Annotated in this window: 21 protein-coding genes and 2 pseudogenes; 11 read left to right on the forward strand and 12 right to left on the reverse strand. The window is 61.0% G+C overall.

Annotated elements, in window-relative coordinates; all coding sequences use genetic code 11:
- Positions 1-12 precede the first annotated feature (12 nt).
- On the reverse strand, positions 13-771 hold the full coding sequence (locus tag GA0061105_RS13115; RefSeq protein ID WP_064692803.1) for a FadR/GntR family transcriptional regulator: 759 nt from the start codon (positions 769-771) through the stop codon (positions 13-15).
- A gap of 317 nt (positions 772-1,088) precedes the next feature.
- Between GA0061105_RS13115 and GA0061105_RS13120 the strand changes: the two genes are divergently transcribed.
- On the forward strand, positions 1,089-1,349 hold the full coding sequence (locus GA0061105_RS13120; RefSeq protein WP_092750548.1) for a hypothetical protein: 261 nt from the start codon (positions 1,089-1,091) through the stop codon (positions 1,347-1,349).
- Positions 1,350-1,433: 84 nt separating this feature from the next.
- Positions 1,434-1,685 carry a hypothetical protein gene (locus GA0061105_RS13125; protein ID WP_245294314.1) on the forward strand — a complete coding sequence of 84 codons (252 nt, stop codon included), beginning with the start codon at positions 1,434-1,436 and terminating at the stop codon, positions 1,683-1,685.
- A 23-nt stretch (positions 1,686-1,708) separates the two neighbouring features.
- Here GA0061105_RS13125 and GA0061105_RS13130 read toward each other — a convergent pair whose 3' ends face one another.
- The gene (locus GA0061105_RS13130) at positions 1,709-2,440 is read right to left on the reverse strand and encodes a Crp/Fnr family transcriptional regulator (RefSeq protein WP_092750550.1); all 732 of its coding nucleotides are present in this window, start codon (positions 2,438-2,440) and stop codon (positions 1,709-1,711) included.
- Positions 2,441-2,674: 234 nt separating this feature from the next.
- Between GA0061105_RS13130 and GA0061105_RS13135 the strand changes: the two genes are divergently transcribed.
- A complete protein-coding gene (locus GA0061105_RS13135; protein ID WP_092750552.1) occupies positions 2,675-4,045 on the forward strand; it encodes a sensor histidine kinase in 1,371 nt (456 codons plus the stop codon).
- A 471-nt stretch (positions 4,046-4,516) separates the two neighbouring features.
- Here the strand turns inward: GA0061105_RS13135 and GA0061105_RS33895 are convergent, their stop codons facing one another.
- A complete protein-coding gene (locus GA0061105_RS33895) occupies positions 4,517-4,675 on the reverse strand; it encodes a DUF6894 family protein (RefSeq protein WP_342587645.1) in 159 nt (52 codons plus the stop codon).
- Between the two features lie 131 nt (positions 4,676-4,806).
- On the reverse strand, positions 4,807-5,076 hold the full coding sequence (locus GA0061105_RS13145; RefSeq protein WP_092750554.1) for a hypothetical protein: 270 nt from the start codon (positions 5,074-5,076) through the stop codon (positions 4,807-4,809).
- A 278-nt stretch (positions 5,077-5,354) separates the two neighbouring features.
- Here GA0061105_RS13145 and GA0061105_RS13150 point away from each other — a divergent pair, with 278 nt between their 5' ends.
- From GA0061105_RS13150 to GA0061105_RS13165, 3 genes are all read left to right on the forward strand, one after another.
- Positions 5,355-5,726 carry a hypothetical protein gene (locus GA0061105_RS13150; protein ID WP_064692798.1) on the forward strand — a complete coding sequence of 124 codons (372 nt, stop codon included), beginning with the start codon at positions 5,355-5,357 and terminating at the stop codon, positions 5,724-5,726.
- Between the two features lie 98 nt (positions 5,727-5,824).
- The gene (locus GA0061105_RS33900; protein ID WP_342587646.1) at positions 5,825-6,265 is read left to right on the forward strand and encodes a hypothetical protein; all 441 of its coding nucleotides are present in this window, start codon (positions 5,825-5,827) and stop codon (positions 6,263-6,265) included.
- A gap of 60 nt (positions 6,266-6,325) precedes the next feature.
- Positions 6,326-6,754, forward strand: a complete 429-nt coding sequence (locus GA0061105_RS13165) for a DUF983 domain-containing protein (protein WP_092750556.1) — start codon at positions 6,326-6,328, stop codon at positions 6,752-6,754.
- Between the two features lie 28 nt (positions 6,755-6,782).
- Here GA0061105_RS13165 and GA0061105_RS13170 read toward each other — a convergent pair.
- The 3 genes and pseudogenes from GA0061105_RS13170 to GA0061105_RS13180 all read right to left on the reverse strand — a co-directional run bounded on the left by GA0061105_RS13170 (position 6,783) and on the right by GA0061105_RS13180 (position 9,090).
- Positions 6,783-7,503: pseudogene (locus tag GA0061105_RS13170) on the reverse strand (Crp/Fnr family transcriptional regulator).
- A 118-nt stretch (positions 7,504-7,621) separates the two neighbouring features.
- Entirely contained in the window at positions 7,622-8,566 is a 945-nt protein-coding gene (locus tag GA0061105_RS13175) for an alpha/beta hydrolase (protein ID WP_092750909.1), read from the reverse strand.
- Between the two features lie 26 nt (positions 8,567-8,592).
- A complete protein-coding gene (locus GA0061105_RS13180; RefSeq protein WP_092750558.1) occupies positions 8,593-9,090 on the reverse strand; it encodes a DUF4142 domain-containing protein in 498 nt (165 codons plus the stop codon).
- Between the two features lie 147 nt (positions 9,091-9,237).
- On the opposite strand from GA0061105_RS13180, the gene GA0061105_RS13185 reads away from it, so the two are divergent.
- The 4 genes from GA0061105_RS13185 to GA0061105_RS13200 all read left to right on the forward strand — a co-directional run bounded on the left by GA0061105_RS13185 (position 9,238) and on the right by GA0061105_RS13200 (position 12,055).
- The gene (locus tag GA0061105_RS13185) at positions 9,238-9,750 is read left to right on the forward strand and encodes a ferritin-like domain-containing protein (RefSeq protein WP_092750560.1); all 513 of its coding nucleotides are present in this window, start codon (positions 9,238-9,240) and stop codon (positions 9,748-9,750) included.
- Positions 9,751-9,934: 184 nt separating this feature from the next.
- Positions 9,935-10,648: a Crp/Fnr family transcriptional regulator gene (locus GA0061105_RS13190; RefSeq protein ID WP_092750911.1), complete on the forward strand. Its 714-nt coding sequence runs from the start codon at positions 9,935-9,937 to the stop codon at positions 10,646-10,648.
- 217 nt (positions 10,649-10,865) lie between these two features.
- A complete protein-coding gene (locus tag GA0061105_RS13195; RefSeq protein WP_064693201.1) occupies positions 10,866-11,414 on the forward strand; it encodes a sigma-70 family RNA polymerase sigma factor in 549 nt (182 codons plus the stop codon).
- Positions 11,411-12,055: an NrsF family protein gene (locus tag GA0061105_RS13200; RefSeq protein ID WP_092750563.1), complete on the forward strand. Its 645-nt coding sequence runs from the start codon at positions 11,411-11,413 to the stop codon at positions 12,053-12,055. Before GA0061105_RS13195 ends, GA0061105_RS13200 begins: the two co-directional genes overlap by 4 nt.
- Positions 12,056-12,371: 316 nt before the next feature.
- Here the strand turns inward: GA0061105_RS13200 and GA0061105_RS13205 are convergent, their stop codons facing one another.
- Positions 12,372-13,709 (reverse strand): cytochrome P450, encoded by a 1,338-nt coding sequence (locus GA0061105_RS13205; RefSeq protein WP_092750565.1) that lies wholly within the window; start codon positions 13,707-13,709, stop codon positions 12,372-12,374.
- Positions 13,710-13,842: 133 nt separating this feature from the next.
- Entirely contained in the window at positions 13,843-14,370 is a 528-nt protein-coding gene (locus GA0061105_RS13210) for a sigma-70 family RNA polymerase sigma factor (protein WP_064692790.1), read from the reverse strand.
- A gap of 280 nt (positions 14,371-14,650) precedes the next feature.
- On the opposite strand from GA0061105_RS13210, the gene GA0061105_RS13215 reads away from it, so the two are divergent.
- Entirely contained in the window at positions 14,651-15,154 is a 504-nt protein-coding gene (locus GA0061105_RS13215) for a YciE/YciF ferroxidase family protein (RefSeq protein ID WP_064692789.1), read from the forward strand.
- A 78-nt stretch (positions 15,155-15,232) separates the two neighbouring features.
- Here the strand turns inward: GA0061105_RS13215 and GA0061105_RS13220 are convergent, their stop codons facing one another.
- The 3 genes and pseudogenes from GA0061105_RS13220 to GA0061105_RS13230 all read right to left on the reverse strand — a co-directional run bounded on the left by GA0061105_RS13220 (position 15,233) and on the right by GA0061105_RS13230 (position 18,769).
- Complete coding sequence (locus GA0061105_RS13220) at positions 15,233-16,945, reverse strand: GH32 C-terminal domain-containing protein (RefSeq protein WP_092750913.1); 1,713 nt, start codon at positions 16,943-16,945, stop codon at positions 15,233-15,235.
- Between the two features lie 4 nt (positions 16,946-16,949).
- A complete protein-coding gene (locus tag GA0061105_RS13225; protein ID WP_092750567.1) occupies positions 16,950-17,843 on the reverse strand; it encodes a carbohydrate ABC transporter permease in 894 nt (297 codons plus the stop codon).
- Positions 17,836-18,769, reverse strand: a pseudogene (locus GA0061105_RS13230) (carbohydrate ABC transporter permease). Before GA0061105_RS13230 ends, GA0061105_RS13225 begins: the two are co-directional and overlap by 8 nt.
- Between the last annotated feature and the right edge of the window lie 31 nt (positions 18,770-18,800).

An 18,800-nucleotide genomic window follows, 5' to 3' on the forward strand; every position in this document is an offset into this window, starting at 1 on the left:
CCGAGCTCGGGTTTAGGTCTTGATGGCTCCTTTCGCGGCCGCCTTGTCGCGGCCGCGCTCCTCCTCTCCCGAAAACTCCTCCCCGAAGCTCTCGGAAAATCTCTTCTGCGACAGGGTGAGATGGCTGCGCATCGCAGCCTTCGCGCCTGCCGCGTCGCCGGCGGCGATCGCATCGCGGATCGCCCGGTGCTCGTCGACGGCGCTGCGCCATGTCGTCGGCCCCTCGAAATGGCTCGCAAGTTTCGCGAAATAAGGGGTCATGCGCATGTCGAACATCTGGCCCGTCACGCGGGTCAGCGTCGCATTGCCGATGATCGCGGCAATGCCGGTGTGGAAGGCGCGGTCGGCGGCGAGCACGGTCGCCGCATCGTTGACGCCGCTGCTCATGCGCATCAGCGCTTCATCGAGCACCGCGATATCTTCCGGCCGGGCACGGCTTGCCGCCTCTTCAGCGATGGCGCATTCGATGATGGCGCGCGCCTGCAAGAGTTCGAAAGGCCCCTCTACCGGCTCGCTTTCGCTGGCCGCCATGCTGACGGCATGCCGACGCACAACGTAGATGCCGGAACCCATGCGGATGTTGACCAGACCTTCGACCTCGAGAACGATCAGCGCCTCGCGCACCGTTGGGCGTGACACGGACAGTTGCTCCGCCAGCTCGCGCTCGGCCGGCAGCTTCTGGCCGACGACAAGCTCGCCGCCGGCAATCATCGAACGAATTTGATCCGCCACCTGCCTGTAGAGGCGGCGCGATTCGATGGGCGAAAACATTTCCGGCCTCCCGGGCGGCTTCTCCTCAAGCGCGCAGCTGGTCAATTGGCCTGACCAATTAGTGTATGGATAGCACCGCTTTCGTTGTGCGTCAATGCGCCGCAGAAAACTCCGGCGCGAATGTCAACGTCGTAGTAGGCCGGACGTTTTGGAGGGATCGACTGTCGCCGGATCAAGCACGACGCCTTTGCCGTTACGCACAGCCGCAACCGTCGGATGCCAGGGTCACCTCAGCCCTGCGCGCCCGTAAAGGGCGGAAATCGTGGGAACCTTCGCGATTTTTCCGGGTTCGGCAGTCTGATATCGGGAGAAAGAGGATGAATTATATCTGGCTTTTTGCCGTCGCGGGAGGCGCAGCCCTTCTCGGATTTGCACTCGCTTTCGGGATGATCAAGCAGGATGGCCGACGATCGATCGTCGCCATCGCCGGTGCCTTTATCGTTGCCATCGGCGCGCTGGGGCTTGGTGTCTATGTCTCCAGCGAACCGACGGCTCCGCTGCGCGCCTCCGACCGGGAGGGCTCGCAGAACAGGCTTCCGGGTGCAGCGACGACGGAAAAAGATCTGCCGGGACGGTGACGGGACGGTGACGCATGTGGAAATCGCCGAGCCTGCTACCCGCCCTGTCGAGGGGTGGGCACGGTAATCGGCAGGAGGTGCAATGTGACAAGTCTCACCGCTGTCTCGGAGCGCGCCTTCGCCTCGGCTCTCGAGACGATGACCGATGAGGGGCTTTTCGAGCTGATGGCCGAGCTGGAAATCCGCAGTGGAGCCATGGGCCGTCTTTCGCCGGCAGACGAGATCTTCGCTCAGATCGTGTTGACCGAAAGCGCCATTGAAAGACGCTTCCCGGGTAGGATGTTAAAGCCTTACAGGGACTGGCAAGTTCGGCGGATGCGCCGCGATTGCGCGTGATGGCGGGTATCACAGGCGTTCGGCTATATGACTAGCGCGGCCGGGGGATGGCGGCTGGTGTGCGGCCAATCGTGCCCCGTTGTCCCGCGCACGTTATAAGCGTCGGCCGCGAAAGCTTCGAGCGAGGCGCGGTTACGGATGATCACGAGACCGCGGGTGGAATAGATAAGATGCTTGCCTTCGAGAACGTGCAGCGCGTCGGTAACACTGGAGCGCCGGACGCCGAGCATGGTCGCCATATATTCGTGGGTAATTTCAATCTCCTCGCCTTCCAGACGGTCGTGGCACATCAGGATCCATTTCGCCAGGCGAACATCGATTTTGTGAACCGCGTTGGAAAGCGCAGTGTTGGCGACCTGCAAGATGAAGGTGTGGAGAGAATGCGAAAGCAGCCGGCGGACCGCGGGCCGATCTGTCAGAAAACATGCCAGGGCGCCTGCATCGACACGGCGTCCATGGCCGCCGACCTGCATCATCACGTCGAACGGAAATCGCTCCGTCCCCGTCGTCAGAGCAGGCGGCGACATTCCATCCCTGCCAAGCATGCCGATCTCGGCCTTCCTCCCCTCGGGACTCGTCGCCACCATGGAAGCGATGCCGTTTTCCAGGAAGTAGTAGTAGCTGACCGGCACGCCAAGATGAACAAGCTCGAAACCGCGCGGGAGAGGAAGTGGCTCCAGTATGCGATCCAGAGCCAGGAGCTCCGGATCCGCCAATTGCGACAGAATGAGATTTCCGCTTTCGAACGCTCGCATCGCTCCGCCCTTTGTTTGGCAAGAGGACACTGTCTCCCGGCCAGCGCCACAAGATCCGCTCGACCGTCATCCTGAATTATGAACTCCGGAACGGGCGGGTGCAAGGCACTCGGGCTTAAACTCCCTTCGTCGAAAGAAGGTTCCTCGGCCGCGTTTTGTACGCAACCGCACGCGGCGCAGAAAATGCTGTAGCAAGTGCTAATGTAACTGACGGTAATTCCATGGGGCGCTGGCATGGATCAATTTCCCCTTCCGAGCAACGAGACCGAAATCTACCGGCATATCGTCGAGAGCGCTCGGGACTACGCCATTTTTGCGATGGATCGCGACGGCACCGTCGTGACTTGGAGCGCCGGTGCGGAGAACCTTTTCGGTTACATGGCGGGCGAAATCATCGGGCAGAACGGCGCCGTCATTTTTTCCTTCGAGGATCAGCTCGCCGGAATCCCGCTCAAGGAGATCAGGCTTGCGCTTACCGCCGGCCGTGCCGGCGACAATCGCTGGCACGTCAGGAAGGACGGCAGTTCGTTCTGGGCATCCGGGTTGATGATGCCGCTTCGCAACGATGCCGGAGAGATCTACGGCCTTTTGAAAATCGTCCGCGACCGGACGCAGACGCTTCAAGAGGACGAAGCTCTGCGCGCCAGCGCCGAGCGGCTCCAGCTCATTCTCAAAAGCGCGATCGATTATGCGATCTTCGCTTTCGATCGGGATGGCCGGATCATCAGCTGGAACACCGGCGCCTGCCGGATTTTCGGCTATGAGGATTGCGAGATCATCGGTTGCGACGCACGTGTTCTGTTTGTTCCCGAGGACCGGGACGACGGCGCCCTGGAACGCGAGATGAAGACGGCGGCCGAGCGGGGCCGCGCCGAGAACGAGCGATTTCACTTGCGGAAAGATGGCACGACATTCTGGGGCAGCGGCTTAACCATGCCGCTACGCGCCCAGCGCGCCGGTTATCTCAAAGTGCTCCGCGATGACACCGAACGTCATTTCGCCGACGAGCACCAGCAGATCATGCTGCGGGAGATGAGCCATCGCGTCAAGAACAGCCTGGCCCTGGTTGCGGCTATGCTCGCCATGCAGGCCCGTACGACCAAGCAGGAGGAGGTCGGACAGGCACTTCGCGATGCCGAGGCGCGTGTCGGAACCATTGCCGAAGTGCACGATCAGTTGTGGCGCCAGCCGCAGATCGAAACGGTGGATCTGGCCGGTTTCCTGTCGAGCCTCTGCCATCGCCTGCAGCAAACGACCACCCACCACACGCTATCCGTCGATGCCGATCCCTGCACGGTCGATGCCGACCGTGCCATCCAGATCGCGCTCCTCGTCAACGAATTGGTGACGAATGCCTTCAAGCACGCCTACCCCGAGGCCACCGGCACCGTCACCGTTAGCGCCCGCAGCTTCGGTGAGGATATCCATCTGGAGGTCGCGGACTGCGGAAAAGGCCTGCCGGACGAAGTGCTCTCGTGTGACAAAGACGGAAAAAGCCTGGGAATGAAGATCATCCGTGCCCTTGTGCAGCAGCTGAAAGCCGAGCTTCACGTCGAAAACCAAGAGCCCGGCACGCGGTTCTTGATCCGGTTGCCGAGGGAGTGAGGTCACGCCTTGATGTGCCGTGCAGCCCCTTGCATTTCAATCGGCGTCAAATGAACATGGCAAGGGATGTATGCGCCCAGCTTTTCTTCACAAAGTAGCTGCGCCTGCAATGTTGACGCACCAACTGATCATAACCCGCGATCGCGAGGGCGGGCGGTAGGAGCGCGCGCGCTAGTTCCCGACGGGGTTATGGGCAGACGTTCTGCCGTGCCTTTGAGATGCTCGTCGCTGATGTTGAAGCAAAATGCTGTGCTGGGCGAGGTACAATCAGTCGTCGGGAAGAAATCGCTGCTGACGCTATCGAATTCCGGAGCAAGAGCACGAATGGTTGATCGGATTGCAAATCGCGGCCGCGCTACTCGCAGCTGAACGTCTCGTTAAAGCGCACGATCAGGAGGATATTCCCGTCGTCGTCGCAGATGTGCATTTCTCTATTCGAAATGTTCCTACCTTCAAGCACGGCTTGGCTCATCAGCGCCCTCGCATCTGCACGGCTTCCCACCGGGCGTGCTCCAGCGATGCCAGTGCCGAGCCTTCCAGATCAACAACCGTACCTGCATCTGAGACGACATTGAAATAGAATCTTGGCATAAGAGGCCCCACCGCTGCAGAATCGATGGCATAGCTCATGGTTGGTTCATCGCGCGACCAGCACCAGCAACAATCTCGTCTTCTTCAGGCAGTCACCCTCTGCAGGGGTGGCGGTCAATAGGAAGATCGGCTGCGCGGGCGCGGGGGTGCCGTTTTTACCACGCGGCGGATCAAGCGGTCATGGCCGCGCAAGGCGACGCATCCGCAGCGATCGCCGGGCTCTCCACATCCAGATGCAGATGCCTCATCAGACCGGCCAGCTTTTGCCTGTCCCGAATGCCGCATTCGAACCAGGATATGAGTTCTCTCGCCACATGCAGGGCCTCGGAGCTTGCGATCCCGCATGATTTTTCCCGGCACCATTCGTCAAGGACAGCAGTCAGCATCGCCACGTCATCTGGCTGCAGGGCCGGCTTGGTGATTCCCGAGTGCTGTATCATCCGCATTCCTCCCGGTTATATGCAGTAATCCTAAACTTCGGATCTTCGATTTCAACAGCTCGTGCGGAAGCGTACGAACCGGAGGGCCGACGCCCCGTCCAAGCCGCGCCGGGGGAACAAGGCGGCCCGGTCGGGGTTCGGCGGACACGACGAAATGAACGTCGCATGACAGGGTCGAATCTGGTAGGCACGGTGCAGGCGCGGACCAGCCTGAATTTCTGAAGCGCCGTTGAGCAGCATGATCACCCTAAAACCAGGATCACAGTAGGCAGTTCGCCATGAAGTCGCTCAGCCCCGTTGCCGGCAAGACGATCCTTATCATCGGTGAAGCTGGCTTCCTTTCAGAGGATGCCCGGAAGCGGTTCGTTGCGCTAAAGGCGCTGCTCGCTGGTCCTGTCGTCGTCTCCAGCGCCATGGAGTGCTTGAGCGAAGGTCTCGTCTTCGATGCCGTGATCATCGACGTGTCGATATCAGACGAGGCCATGCTCTGGATGAACGAATGGCTGGAGACGCGTCGCATTCCCTTCATCTTCGCCCATGATGAGCGGTTCGAAACTGCTCCCGGCGGCTTTGTCGTCAGCGGGCGCTCTTCCGACATCGAGGCGATGATCGCCGCTTTGTTCGGGCGGGACCCGTCATATTTTCACTAGTCTTGTCCGTTTCCGTACAATTGTCGACGACGAGTTGTTTCCGCCTCAATCGAGTCCCATTATTCAAATGCATAACGTTGCGGACCAGGGCAGACGCCATGCTCGACTCTCAGTCGATCCATCTGAAAGCGCTCAATTCGACGGATCTTCATCATCTGCAGACCGTTGTGAACGTGATCTGTGGTGAGGCGCGCAAGCCACTCAGCGCACCCGAAATGCAGGTTATTGCGGCGCTGCTGATCCGCCTCTATCGCCACGGCGTGACCGAGGAGGAGAAGCTACTGTCGGTCGGCCGTCTGGCATTGACGCAGCCCGGGCGGCTTAGCCGGCCAATTCGTCAAGATGAGGAGCAACCCATGAACGACGATGAAAAGGCCCGGGCCGACGTCGAGGGAACCGATAGGAAAACGTCCGATGCGAGGAAAAACCCGCCGGCCGGTCCTCACGCCAAGGATCATCTCACAGATCAAAGCAAAACGCCGGGCGCCGGCTCGCTGCCTGAGGCGGACGAGAAAAGCACTATGCCCGGATCGGGCTGACGGGCAGGCTGCAAAACCCGGATCTGCGGAACCTCGGCCCACGGGCGGAGTTCAAGGAGAATGGAATCTGATGACCATACCTCCGAACATCAGGTAACGACGAACCCGGCGTTGACGGGATTTCTGGGGCGTTGCCCGCGGTGCCAGCGGGGCCACCTGTTTTCCGGCTACCTTAAACTCGCTCATGGCTGCGAGGTCTGTGGGCTCGACTACGCCTTTGCCGACCCGGCCGACGGTCCGGCTTTCTTCGGGATGTCGATCGTCGCCGTTCCGGCGCTCGCCTTCGCTCTCTGGTTCCAGTTCACGTTCGAGCCGCCGCTCTGGATGCACCTCTTCGTTTCCCTGCCGGTCACCGTCATTGCCTGCGTCCTCATTCTGCGGCCGCTGAAAGGCTGGCTCGTCTGCTCACAATTTTTTCACAAGGCGGAAGAAGGCAGTATCGACACCGCCTGGCATGCGTCCGAGAAGGAGCGGAAGGCGCGCCTTTGACGCACACTTCGCTTTGGCGGCATGCCTCTCAACGCGCGAGGTCTTTGCCGATCAGCCGCCGGTATTCCTCCTCGGCTGCTCCGTAGGACCCATGCGCCTCTTCGATCAACCCCGGCCGGTTGAGGATTACGATCTGGCGCCGCGTGGATCGGATCAGACCTTTGGCATTGAGCAGGTGCAGCGCGACCGTGACGCCGGCGCGGCGCACGCCGAGCATCACGGCCAGAAATTCATGGGTTAGCCAGACGGTCGGTCGCGCCGTCGGTCCGGTCATGAACCATCAGCAGCCATCGCGCCAACCGCTCCTCGAGCTTGGCATGGCCGTTGGCGAGCACCGTCGATGTCGTCTGCGCGAGCAATGCCTGGACATAAGCGAGAAGTAGGCTGCGCAGCGGGCGGATTTCCTCCATCGCAGCTAATAGGACCGATGCCGGCAATTTGAAGCCATGGCCGGAGACCTGCATGAATGTCCGGTTCGTGGACTGGTTGCCGCCGAGGATGACTGCGGCCCTGTCATGCCCTCTCGGCCGACGATGCCGACCTCGATATCGCGCCCGCCCGGAAATCTCGCCACGATCGAGGCAAGTCCCGATTCGAGTATAGACGTCGCTGACTGGGTTGTTCTCCATTTCAAGGACCAAAGGGACCTCGAGATCGACGGGCTCCAGATGCGGCAGCAGCAGTTCCCGCTCTTGCGGCCCCATGGCGCGCAAAAGTTCATTCCGAAAGTTCAGTTGTTGATTATCCATGTCCATCCGCGCATCAGTGATAATGCGGCCCTTGCTGCGGGCGAACCTAACCATCTAGAATCGTTGAGCAATATATTGTGCAATAGCGTACAGACTGGCGGCCCAGGCGGCTGGTCAGTCAAAGCCCGCGCGCGTTCTGGTCGAGCGTCTGAGACGTCCATGCCCTGACCAGGCCGTTTGCCCTTGCCGCCAGGTTCGTCGGCAGTCGGTTGAAGCCGTGCGGCGCCTCCGGAAAGACGACGCAGCAGGCATTGCCGCCTTGGCTCTGCCATCGCCGAGACATCAAGATGCTGTCGTCGACGATAGGATCGAGCGACCCCGCAACCAGCAAGGCGGACGGAAGGCCCGAGAGATCGGCAAACAATGGGCCTTTCGCTTCACGTGCGGAGAGGCTTGGCGTCAATCGCTGAAGATTGCGGAGCGCCGATGGTCCGTCGATCACCAGGCTTTTACCGGTCGACAGCTGCAGGCTTTGCGAACCGCCGAGGTCGAAAGCGCCGCACATCGAAACGAATCCCGCAACGGCCTTCGCCTTGCCGCGCGCTCTGAGATGAAGAAGCGCTTCCGCGGCGAGATGCGCGCCGGAGGACTCGCCGCCGAGGATGATCCGCTCGACTGCGAACTCGGCAAGATGATCGACCAGCCATTCGACGGATGCCTTGCTGTCCTGAAGAGCAAGGTCCAGCCGGTCGTCGACGGCATTGTGAAAATCTATCCCGGCCACGAGCACCCGGCAGTCTCTGGCGATCGGGCGGGTGATGCCGTCATCGAGGCGGGCATTACCCATCACCCACGCGCCACCATGAAAATGGACATAGAGGCCGCGGCGGGTGCCGGCTGGACGGATCAGCCTCAGGCCAATCCGTCTGCCGCCGGCGGTGATGGTGCGGCTCGCCACCTCATTGCTGTGCGACGGCCGGTCTGGACCCAGGAACTGGATCGCACGAACCACGGTCTGCACCACCCTGGCATTCCAGCGCCGGTCGGTGTGGTAACGCGGAAGGAGGTTGAGGAGCGCGTTCAGTCTGCGCGCACCGGCGAGTTCTTCGGGGGTGAAGGCCATCTCGCCTTCGCCTGCGGGCGGCGCCTTCACTTCGAGGTCAGTCCCTGGATCTTGGTCAGATGCATTCTGAGATCCGGCAGAATCTTCTGCGATGCGCGCTTCAGGGCGCCGTCGGGGCCTTTTTGCGAATAATCCGCGAAAAGGGCTACGGCCTCCTGATGTGCCGTCAATTGCGTCGAGAGATAGGCTTGGTCAAGGTTTTCCTGATCGCTCTGGTTGAGCGCCTCGAGCTTCTTATTGTACTCGTCGGCGAGTGCCGAGGGCAGCGCGATGCCATCCTCCTTGGCGGCGTCGGCAAGGGTCGAACCCGCGCGCCCGTGATCCTTCAGCATGTCACCGGCGAATTGTTTGGCCTCTGCGGCCTTGCCTTTGGCAAGTTCGATCTTTGCCGCTTCGACCTCAAACATGTTCGACATGGCGGCGCGCGCTGCAAAATCGGTCGCCTTTTGCCGCGCAGCGTCGTCGGCCGCGAAAGCCGGAGCCGCAAGCAGTAAGAGAAGACAAAGCTTGGATATCAATCTCATTATCATTCTCCACGTTTGTCGGATGGGCGGATGATTCCGGAGTAGCCCCCAACAACCGGACCGCGCGCCGGTTCCCGGCTCTTTCGGAAGGCCGGGGGAACCAACGCGACGAATTTCGGTTAGACGCTGCGAAAAAGGAGGCCCGACATGGCAGAGAATGAAATTCGAGAAATCTTCGTCATTGGTCTGAGGAACGCCCACGCCATGGAAAACCAGGCGCTGAGCATCATGAAGCCGCAGCTGAAACGGATCGAGAATTACCCTGAAGTCGCCGAAAAGCTCGATCGGCATATCCGCGAAACCGACGGGCAGATCGTTCGCCTGGAGGAAATTCTTGACGGCCTGAACGAGGACAAGTCGACGCTCAAGGACCTGGCGCTCTCCTTCACCGGCTCCATGGCCGCACTCGGTCATACGGCTGCCGGCGACGAAATCCTGAAGAATGCCTTCGCAAATTACGCCTTCGAGAATTTCGAGGCTGCGGCCTACAAGTCGCTGCTGACAATGGCCGAAGCCGGCGGTCACGGCGCTGCCCTGTCCGGCCTTCAGGCAAATCTGGCCGAAGAGCAGGCGATGGCGGAATGGATCAACGACAATCTGGTGGCCCTTACGACGAAATTCCTCTCGCTGCGCCAAGCGGGCGAAACCGCAAAGGTTTAGAAGAATTCAGGCGTTTCCGGCGCAACGGAGCCGTCGGGCCGCGTGGACCGCGCGATACGGCAGGGCGGAACTAAAGCGGATTCTATGAGTTCGATAGGGTCGGCCGGCTGGCGAGCCGGCGAACCCGATCTGATACCCCGCGACGCCCGCACTTGCCGGAGAGTGAGAGTTGGCAGAAACTATCATGCGGCCGAAGGAGAATCGTCTGCTCGCGCTCCTTCCGGAGAACGAGTACTCGGCGGTTGCCGCTCATCTCGAGCCCTGCGCGACACCGCGCGGGTTCATCATCGTCGAGGCAGGTGCGGCGATCGAGCATGTCTACTTTCCCTGTTCAGGAATAGGTTCGGTCATCAATGTCTCCTCGGAGGGTAACCGGGTTGAAGCAGGATTGTTCGGTCGGGATGGATTTGCTCCGACCGCGGCAGCCGTAGACGCGCCGCTCAGTATCTTGGAAGTCGCGGTCCAGGTGCCAGGCTTCTCCTACCGCCTGCCACAAACCAAGCTGTGGGACTTGATGCAGACCCAGCCGATGTTTGCCAACCTGCTCCACAAATCCACGCATGTTCTCGCGATTCAAGCAGGGTTCACCGCCCTCTCCAATGCGGTCCACGAGATAGACGAACGATTGGCCCGCTGGATCTTGATGTGCCACGACAGGATCGACGGCGATGAGCTCGCCCTGACGCATGAGTTCATCGCCTTGATGTTGGCGGTGCGGCGGCCGAGCGTTACCACGGCGTTGCACCTCCTTGAAGGCGACCGATTCATCCGTTCTCTCCGCGGCCTGGTGATCATCAGGGATCGCGCCGGACTGGAAGAGTTCGCCTCCGATGCATACGGCAAGGCGGAGGAGGAATATGAGCGGTTGCTTGGACCTCTCAGGAAATCGCCCCGTTGAAGTCGTCGGTTGGATCCACCCGGGCGGCCTGTCCATTTGCCGCTGGCGCTGCAGCATTTGACGCCATTGAAGTCAGGCGATCTGCGTGCACGAGGGCATCGCTGCAAGGCGTCGGAACGCGTTACAGCTTCACATGCATGTGATAGAGCTTTGGTGCAAAAATCTTGGTTTTTGCTGTAACCGATTGGCTGCTTTTGCGAATGAGCTCTCTGACAGCATGACAACCGCCCATTCGGAAGAAGCCCTGAAAGCATTGATGCTTCTATCCCTTGACGGGGACGAGGCTGCCTATCGGCGTTTGCTGACGGCTTTGCGCGTGCTGCTCGTCGGCTATTACAGCCGCAGGATGGCTGCGGCGACGAGAGCGGACATGGAAGATCTGGTCCAGGAGACGTTGCTGGCACTGCATTCCCGCCGATCAACCTATGACCGGAAGAGACCTTTTACCGCATGGTTCTTCTCGATCGCCCGCTACAAGCTGGTTGACCATCATAGAGGCCGCGGCGGACGCAGGCTGGCCGAGACCGAGCTTGACGACGAGATCGAAAGCGACTTCAGCGAGGAGAGGCTGACGGCCCGAATGGATGTCGAGCGGTTGCTCGACGGCTTGCCACGGCGACAGCAGGAGCTGATCCGGCAGGTGAAGCTCGAGGGCGGCTCGGTCGCCGACGCCGCAAACCGCACCGGCCAATCCGAATCGGCGGTGAAAGTCAGCATCCATCGGGCGCTCAAGGCGCTCGGGGAGAGATTGCGAGGCACATCGTGACAAAGACGGACGACATCATCGAGCGCTTGGCAAGCGACCTGAAGCCGGTGCCGCGCAATGCGCTATGGCGCGTCTTTGCGCTCGGTATTGCGCCGGCCCTCGGGCTCTCCCTGCTGCTGATGCTGGTTATTCTTGGTCCCCGGACCGATATGGCGGACGTGTTGACGCTGCCGGTCTTCTGGATCAAATCGGCCTATAACGCCCTGATTGCGGCCGCCGCCTTTGCAGCCGTCTTTAGGCTTTCCCGCCCAGATGGTTCCGAGGGAAGCTTTTTCGGTTTGCTTGCCGTAATCTTCGCCGCCATGGCGGCCGTCGCAGCGATCCAGCTGTTGACGGAGCCGGTCCAGGCCTATCGATTGCTGATCCTCGGCTCCTCGACGTTGCATTGCCCGCCGCTTATCGTCGGCTTTGCGATCCCGGTCTATGCCGGCACGGTCTGGGCACTGCGCCGCGCGGCGCCAGTGGATATGCGGTTGACGGGCTTCGTTGCCGGGATTGCCGCGGGAGGGGCCGGCGCTTGGGTCTATTCCTGGTTCTGCACCGAAAACGGAATGCCTTTCGTATTGATCTGGTATTCGCTCGGCATCCTGCTCACCGGCGCTCTCGGCGCCGTAACCGGCCCTCGTCTGCTCCGTTGGTAGATCCCCTCTCGATCCCTGACCGGAACATTCCCGGTTTCTCCTGGTTCGATGGCCGAAGGAGAGAAAGATGAACCACGAGTCGGATCGTCGCGCTTTGGTGATCTATATAGGAGCCATCGTATTGGTGGGGCTTTTGATCGTGCTCGGCGCTGCCCTCTCCTGGAACTACTAGAGCGATCAATCCCCGCCCTTTTAGGGAAGCCGAGCCTTGTGAAATGGTCCGACGATTCGGCTCTACGTCTCCATCCTTGGCTACGTCGTGACGCCAAGGATATGCGCAGGAGCGGACGGGACATTCGTCCCGCTGCGGCCGCATCTACTTCTCTTTGCGTCGCGCGGTCAGCCTTAACCGAATATCGAAGTGATTGAGCGTGCCGGGCAGGTTACCGACGGTTAAGGACGGTTGCAGCAGCACAATATCGGCCGCCGATAGGAACGTGCCGACGGCAAGGCTTGCAATCGTCGGCACGAGATTATGTGCCGGGCAAATGATGGGGCCGGCGCTGAAGGGCACGAGTCCCGCGCTCGGCAACGCGTCATTTCGTCCCCAGATGCTCGGTTCCATTCGATTGGCGTAGACAAGCGCGGGGTCCCGATGGAAGAAGGGGGCGAAGATAATGACGCCCGTGCCGCGAGCGATGATCCTGCCGCCCGCCTTGATATCTTTGGTCAGCTGCCTGAGGATTACGGGCGTCGTCGGCCAGAGCCGCAGGACCTCGAGCAGGCAACTGCGGGTGAAGGGGCGATCGAGATCCGCGCCCGTGGCTTCTTCCACAGCTTTGACCCAGCAGCTTACATGGCAGGCCAGCACCGCCAGCGTCCTCATAACGGTAATCCCGGCCGCATCGAAGGCGAACAGCCACTGGGCCACCTGGTTCTCCGGAGCAAGCTCGTCGCCGTCGGGAAGCCGGCTGATGAGACTGTGCTTCTCCGGCTCTGCGAGATAGCCACCCACCTGCCGATGAAACAGGGCAAGCTTGCGCTGATCGACCGGGGCGGCAAATGCCCAGTTTGCCCTGCCTCGAAGTTCGTTCAAGGTCTCGGTCAATGTGATGTCATTGCGCGCTCGCTCGCCGAGGACGATTTGCCTGATGACCCGGTACCAGGCCTGCGAAAACGCGGGCCAATCGAGCTCATCCGGCCGGTTGAATCCGATGCCGTTCAGGACCTGCCGGAATTCGGCGTCGACGACACTCTTGAAATGCAGTGAATAGGGGTGCAGGCGGTTGGCGGTTGCCAAAGCGTGTTCATGGGCCGGCCGAAGCTTCGCCCGCCTGGGACCCGACGAGATAAGGACGTTCTTCGGTTCGAAGTGAGCAAGGGCCGCGTGCTTTTCCGCGGTCGCAGCGGCAAATGGTTCGGGCGAGGACTGAAGCACAGTGGCGACATCGGCCGGATCCAGTATCAGCAGCTGTGGTCGGAATGGGATAGGCAGCAGAAGAGGCGCCGCGCCGTATTTGTTTTTCAGCCGCTGCATCTGTTTCACGGCGCTTGTATCGAAGCCCCGCCGCTCCGCCAGGCGCTCCATTGCCGGACGGCGAATGATGACGCCCTTGGCGACCGTCGGAGCCATGACCGTCGTGATCACTCGAAACGTATCGATCCAGCCGGCGCGGTTTACTTTGGGAAAGATGGCGTGGCTTCGCGCGTTCATGACTCTCCAGCCTGCCCGGCGGGGTAGCCCCATACCGGTTCATCGGCTGATTTATCCACTTGGGTTTGGAACCAGGACGACGACCATTTGTTCCGCTCGCCGGTCGAGGCGAGTGGGGTCGGCGCAAGGTCGCTCAATCGACGAGATGGTTTCCGAGCATCGCAGCCAGGCACTCGCGGGCGCGGCTCACCCGGCTTTTCAAGGTGCCGATCCTGCAGCCGCACATTTTGGCGGCATCCTCATAGCTCGTTCCGGCAGCCACCAGTGTCAGAGCCCGCCGCCGGTCGTCGGAAAGACGCGTCAATGCCCGCTGCAGCTCGTGCTCCCGCAGCACCCACTCCTGGGTCGGCGCGATCGCGACCTGTTCCATCGCTGCGTCCATTCCAGCCGGCTCGCGTTTCTGCCGGCGGTAGTTGGTGCAGAACGTGTTTCGCAGGATGGTGAAAAGCCAGGATTTGAGCGAGGTACCGGGTTGGTAGAGATGAAGCGAGTTCAGCGCCTTCAGCAAGGTTTCCTGGACGAGATCATCGATGTCATCATCGCTGCGCAGGAAGCGTCGGGCAAAGGCGCGCAATGCTGGCGTCAGTTCGACGATCTCCAGCTCGATTGCGGATTTTTCTTTACAATTGGACGCTGAGCGTACTGAAGACGAGGAAGCCATTTTTCTCTCCTGGAATGCAAAGGAAAGTCGCTGGCTTCCTATTCGTTGCCGTACGATATCGGACAAAAGCCGCGGTTTGGTCGGCAAAGTCTCCGCCGCTCCAAATGGGAACAACCTCCTCGCGCAATCGTTCGGTGATCGCCGTCTCGATGCTGTCGGGCGGCCTCTTCCTTGGCCGGATAGAGATGACGCCTCCGGCCACGGGGGCGTCATCTACCAATCGGAACATCCGCCCCATGCGAGAGTTGATCGTTGTTACGACACGCCATAGGAGGACTAAATGGCAACCGAGAAGACTCTGAACGACCTGTTTCTCGATACTCTCAAGGACATCTACTACGCCGAAAAGCAGATCCTGAAGGCCCTGCCGAAAATGGCCCGCGCCGCGCAATCGGAAGAGGGCAAGGCCGGCTTCCTGCAGCATCGCGACGAGACCCAGGCTCAGGTCGAACGCCTCGAGCAGGTTTTCGAGATGATCGGCAAACCGGCGCGCGGCAAGACCTGCGAAGCCATCCAGGGCATCATTGCCGAAGCCGAAGAGATCATGGACGAGTTCAAGGGCACTGTCGCTCTCGACGCCGGCCTGATTTCATCGGCGCAATCCGTCGAGCATTATGAGATCGCCCGCTACGGCACGCTGATCGCCTGGGCAAAGCAGCTCGGCCTCAAGGACGCCGTGCCCCTGCTACAGGCAACGCTTGCCGAGGAAGAGGCAACCGACAAGAAGCTCACGCGGCTTGCCGAGTCTTCCGCCAATGTGAAAGGCAAGGGCAAGGCGGCCTGAATCCGCCAACATCGCTATGCTCCTTTGCAACGGCCGCCGCCCCCGGCGGCCGTGCTTTTGTCCGAGTTGCCGCGGAGATCAAAGACCGAGTTGCCATATTTCGGCGGCGCGCACATTGCCCTCGGGCGCGGAAAGACGCATCGAGCTTATCCCCTTGAAGCCAGGCAGTCTTTTGGTTCCGGTCCAGCGGCCATCGTCGGCGAAGACCTCGATCGAACCTACATCAAGGAATATCCGGATGTTCGACGGACGCGCGCAGGCGGCGATGTAGCGTGGCGACGCTTTGGTATTCGTCACTGAAAAGAGAATGCTCAGCCCGTCGTCGTTCAGTTCAACCGCGACCGCCGCCTCGGGATGTTCGAATGCAAGGCGGAACGCGTTGCCCGCCTCATGGAGGGTGAGCAGGATTTCGACAGCGCCGTTGGCAAGATCGACGGTCCCGCCGACCAGAAGACCGTCGGCATTCAGCCTGCGCTGCCGCAGGCTCTCGACACCGGTGATCGGCGGCGTGATCAGCGCGCCGCCACGCAATGCCAATCGGCGCGGCAGCGTCATGGCTGTCGCCATGTCGAAGTCCTTGGAGACGTCAGTCCAGTTCGCCAGCCATGCGATGCCGACCGGACCGCTGCCATCGAGGAAGGCCTGGAAGGCGTAGGCGTCTGTGCCGAAATCCAGCTCCTGTTCGAATTCCACGGAGAAGCTGCGGCCATCGAAACGGCCGACACTCGCAAGCGTCATGTTGCGCCGGCCCGTTGCCGGATCGCGGCTGGTCAGAAGACCGAATATCAAGGCCCAGCGCGTCGACGGATCGCTCGCGGGACCGTGGAGAGGCACCAGGCAGGGGCACTCCGCCGCCGTCATCCCGAATCGGTTCTCGCGATGGAGCATGCCGAGGAAGGTCCATCCCGTCGCCGCGGTCGGATCGTCCGTTTCGTAGAGCAGGATGACGCCGCCCTCGCGATCCCGCGTGCCGAGCAGCATCTTCCATTTGCCGTCGGGACCCATGAAGACATAGGGATCGCGGAAGTCGGTCGTCAGGCCGAGCCCCGCGGGCCGCGCAGGGAGGATCAGGCTCGCCGGTTCGACGGTGACAAGATCGCGGCTGGTGGCCGTGCACTGGACCTGCTCCTCCGGTTCCCGGTCCTTCATGTGCTCGGTGAAAAAGATGCGAATGCCGGCGCCATCGAGTGCGATCGCCGAGCCGGAAAATGCGCCGCCGCGCCCATCCGCCCGCGCGGCCAGTTCGTCCGAAGGCGGAAGAAAGATCGGAAGATGCGTCCAGTGAAGATAATCGTCCGAGACCGCATGCCCCCAGTGCATGTTGTTCCACCGAAGACTGTGGGGATAGTGCTGGTAGAACAGGTGCGCCCTGCCGCCGAATCGTCCGAACCCGTTGGGATCGTTCATCCAGCCGAAAGGCGGGCGGAAGTGATAGCCGCCGGCAACCTCGGGCGCGGCATTCGAAGGCTTGACATGCAGCAGCCGGACGCCTTCTTCGAGAACGCCAGGCTGACGGAAGGCATAGAGGACCGAGACGTCTGTTGTCACGGGGTCGTAGGAGAAGGCGGCTTCTCCGCCGCTTGCCAGCGTCAGCAGCCGGAACTCGAATTCATGGGGATTTGACGTTTCGACAGCACCGGCCGGACCGCCGTCGACATGTGCGGTCAGCCTTCCCGGCGCGCCGCCATGAGAAGCCTTTATCCAGGCATGGATCGTGGTTCCCGCTGGCAGGATGGCGCTGATCGTCTCCAGCCCGCCGTCATCGGACGGAGACATCGCTTGACTTGTCATCAATTCAACCTTTCACGGCAGAGCCGATAAAGGAGCTCACGAACCAGCGCTGGAATGCAAGGTAGAGCCCCAGGATCGGGATCATCATCAAAACGGAGGCGGCCATCGCACGATCCCAATAGATGCTGTCCTGCCCGAAAAAGGTCGCGATGGCGACGGCGATCGGCCGGGCATAATCCGTCTGCGTCACGAGGATCGGCCAGAGATACTGGTTCCAGGTCTCGATGCCCATCAGGATCGATACGGTGGCAAGCGCCGGCAGGCTGAGCGGCAGGAAAATGGAGCGATACGCTCGGAAAAACGATGCGCCATCCATCTCGGCAGCTTCCAGCAGCTCCTTCGGCAGCTGCGTGAAGAACTGGTAGAACAGGAAGATGTAGAGAGGGCTCGCGACCCAGGGCACGATCTGCACCGCGAAGGTGTCGGACATTCCCGCCCTGGAAACCATGATCACGAGGGGCATGATGATGCTTTCCTGCGGGATCACATAAAGCGCGATCACGACCGACAGGATGACCGCGCGGCCCCGCAGCGATCCCCAGGCCAGGACGAAGCCGGCCATCGAATTCACGATCAGTCCGCAACAGACCGTGGTGATCAGAATGATCAGCGAGTTGATGAGGTAACGGCCGAAGGCGAGTTCGCCTGAGAGGTGGCCGACCTCCGCATAGTTTGAAAGCGTTGGATTCGAAACCCAGAAGGCGCGGAAGCTGCCCATGTCGGCCAGGATCTGGAACCGGTCGTCCTTGAGGCTCGCCACAAGGAGGAGCAGCAACGGGGAGACGATCACAAGGGCGATGACGAAGATGGAGACCGTCTGGACAATGCGCAGAACCCTTGTGGCGGAGCGAGGCCGCGCCGCGCGGGCCTGCGGGATCGAGAGAGCGATATCAGACATCGAAGCGCCTCAGGAGCTGGCGCTGGATCAGCGCGATGATGAGAACGATCACGAACAGGATGACGGAGACGGCGGAGGCATAACCCATCTTCTGCTCCTCGAAGCCGGCCCGGACCATGTAATGCACCACCGTCTCGGTGCTGCTCTTCGGTCCGCCCTGCGTGAGAATGGCGACCTGGGTATAGAGCTTGAACGCCTGGATGGTGGTGATCACGAGGACGAATACATGGGTCGGCCGCAGGCCGGGCATGGTGACGTGCCAGAAGCGCCGGAAAGCGTTCGCGCCGTCAATCTTGGCGGCATCGTAGAGTTCGTCCGGGATGCCCTGAAGGCCGGCGAGGTAGACGATCATCTGGAAGCCATAGGCCTGCCATGCCGAGAGCAGAACGAGCGAGAACATCGCCCATTCGGGATCGCCGAGCCAATCGATCGGCTGGATTGCACCGCCGGAGACAAAGCCGAGGATCTGGTTGAACGGTCCCGTCGGATATTGGAACAGGGTGCCATCAGATGACGCAGACAACGACCATCGACGTGATCGCCGGCAGGAAGAACATGCCGCGCAGCAGATTGCGGAAAGGCAGCTTCTGATGCAGCAGCAGGGCGGTTGCGAAAGCGAGGCCGCACTGGGCTGGGATGATCCAGAAGGTGAAGCGCGAGACGTTCCAGAGGGCGGTCCAGAAAAGGTCGTCCTGGAAGATGCGGATGAAATTGTTGAACCAGACGAACCGGACCGGCGTCGGCCGCGGCACCAGAGGCTGGTTGGTCATTGCCGTCCAGAAGGACAGCAGAAACGGCACGATCAGAAAGACGGTCAACAGGATCACGGCCGGCGCGAGCATGGCCGCTTCCTGCATCAGCCGTCCCTTGTCAGGCCGGCGCGTCTTTCCGATTGACGTCGACGATGTCGATTGTTGCATGACCATGCAGTTCCTCCTCTCCAAGCCTGCCGCTCCC

Origin of the sequence: Rhizobium aethiopicum (genome assembly GCF_900094625.1) — a bacterium.
In the GTDB taxonomy this organism is placed as follows: Bacteria; Pseudomonadota; Alphaproteobacteria; order Rhizobiales; family Rhizobiaceae; genus Rhizobium; species Rhizobium aethiopicum.

Excerpts from the sequence above, each read along its gene's own strand:
- GA0061105_RS13115 (WP_064692803.1), bottom strand. The coding sequence starts at position 771 with ATGTTTTCGCCCATCGAATCGCGCCGCCTCTACAGGCAGGTGGCGGAT.
- GA0061105_RS13120 (WP_092750548.1), top strand. The coding sequence starts at position 1,089 with ATGAATTATATCTGGCTTTTTGCCGTCGCGGGAGGCGCAGCCCTTCTC.
- GA0061105_RS13130 (WP_092750550.1), bottom strand. The coding sequence starts at position 2,440 with ATGCGAGCGTTCGAAAGCGGAAATCTCATTCTGTCGCAATTGGCGGAT.
- GA0061105_RS13135 (WP_092750552.1), top strand. The coding sequence starts at position 2,675 with ATGGATCAATTTCCCCTTCCGAGCAACGAGACCGAAATCTACCGGCAT.
- GA0061105_RS33895 (WP_342587645.1), bottom strand. The coding sequence starts at position 4,675 with ATGAGCTATGCCATCGATTCTGCAGCGGTGGGGCCTCTTATGCCAAGA.
- GA0061105_RS13145 (WP_092750554.1), bottom strand. The coding sequence starts at position 5,076 with ATGATACAGCACTCGGGAATCACCAAGCCGGCCCTGCAGCCAGATGAC.
- GA0061105_RS13150 (WP_064692798.1), top strand. The coding sequence starts at position 5,355 with ATGAAGTCGCTCAGCCCCGTTGCCGGCAAGACGATCCTTATCATCGGT.
- GA0061105_RS33900 (WP_342587646.1), top strand. The coding sequence starts at position 5,825 with ATGCTCGACTCTCAGTCGATCCATCTGAAAGCGCTCAATTCGACGGAT.
- GA0061105_RS13165 (WP_092750556.1), top strand. The coding sequence starts at position 6,326 with ATGGAATCTGATGACCATACCTCCGAACATCAGGTAACGACGAACCCG.
- GA0061105_RS13175 (WP_092750909.1), bottom strand. The coding sequence starts at position 8,566 with ATGGCCTTCACCCCCGAAGAACTCGCCGGTGCGCGCAGACTGAACGCG.
- GA0061105_RS13180 (WP_092750558.1), bottom strand. The coding sequence starts at position 9,090 with ATGAGATTGATATCCAAGCTTTGTCTTCTCTTACTGCTTGCGGCTCCG.
- GA0061105_RS13185 (WP_092750560.1), top strand. The coding sequence starts at position 9,238 with ATGGCAGAGAATGAAATTCGAGAAATCTTCGTCATTGGTCTGAGGAAC.
- GA0061105_RS13190 (WP_092750911.1), top strand. The coding sequence starts at position 9,935 with ATGCGGCCGAAGGAGAATCGTCTGCTCGCGCTCCTTCCGGAGAACGAG.
- GA0061105_RS13195 (WP_064693201.1), top strand. The coding sequence starts at position 10,866 with ATGACAACCGCCCATTCGGAAGAAGCCCTGAAAGCATTGATGCTTCTA.
- GA0061105_RS13205 (WP_092750565.1), bottom strand. The coding sequence starts at position 13,709 with ATGAACGCGCGAAGCCACGCCATCTTTCCCAAAGTAAACCGCGCCGGC.
- GA0061105_RS13210 (WP_064692790.1), bottom strand. The coding sequence starts at position 14,370 with ATGGCTTCCTCGTCTTCAGTACGCTCAGCGTCCAATTGTAAAGAAAAA.
- GA0061105_RS13215 (WP_064692789.1), top strand. The coding sequence starts at position 14,651 with ATGGCAACCGAGAAGACTCTGAACGACCTGTTTCTCGATACTCTCAAG.
- GA0061105_RS13220 (WP_092750913.1), bottom strand. The coding sequence starts at position 16,945 with ATGACAAGTCAAGCGATGTCTCCGTCCGATGACGGCGGGCTGGAGACG.
- GA0061105_RS13225 (WP_092750567.1), bottom strand. The coding sequence starts at position 17,843 with ATGTCTGATATCGCTCTCTCGATCCCGCAGGCCCGCGCGGCGCGGCCT.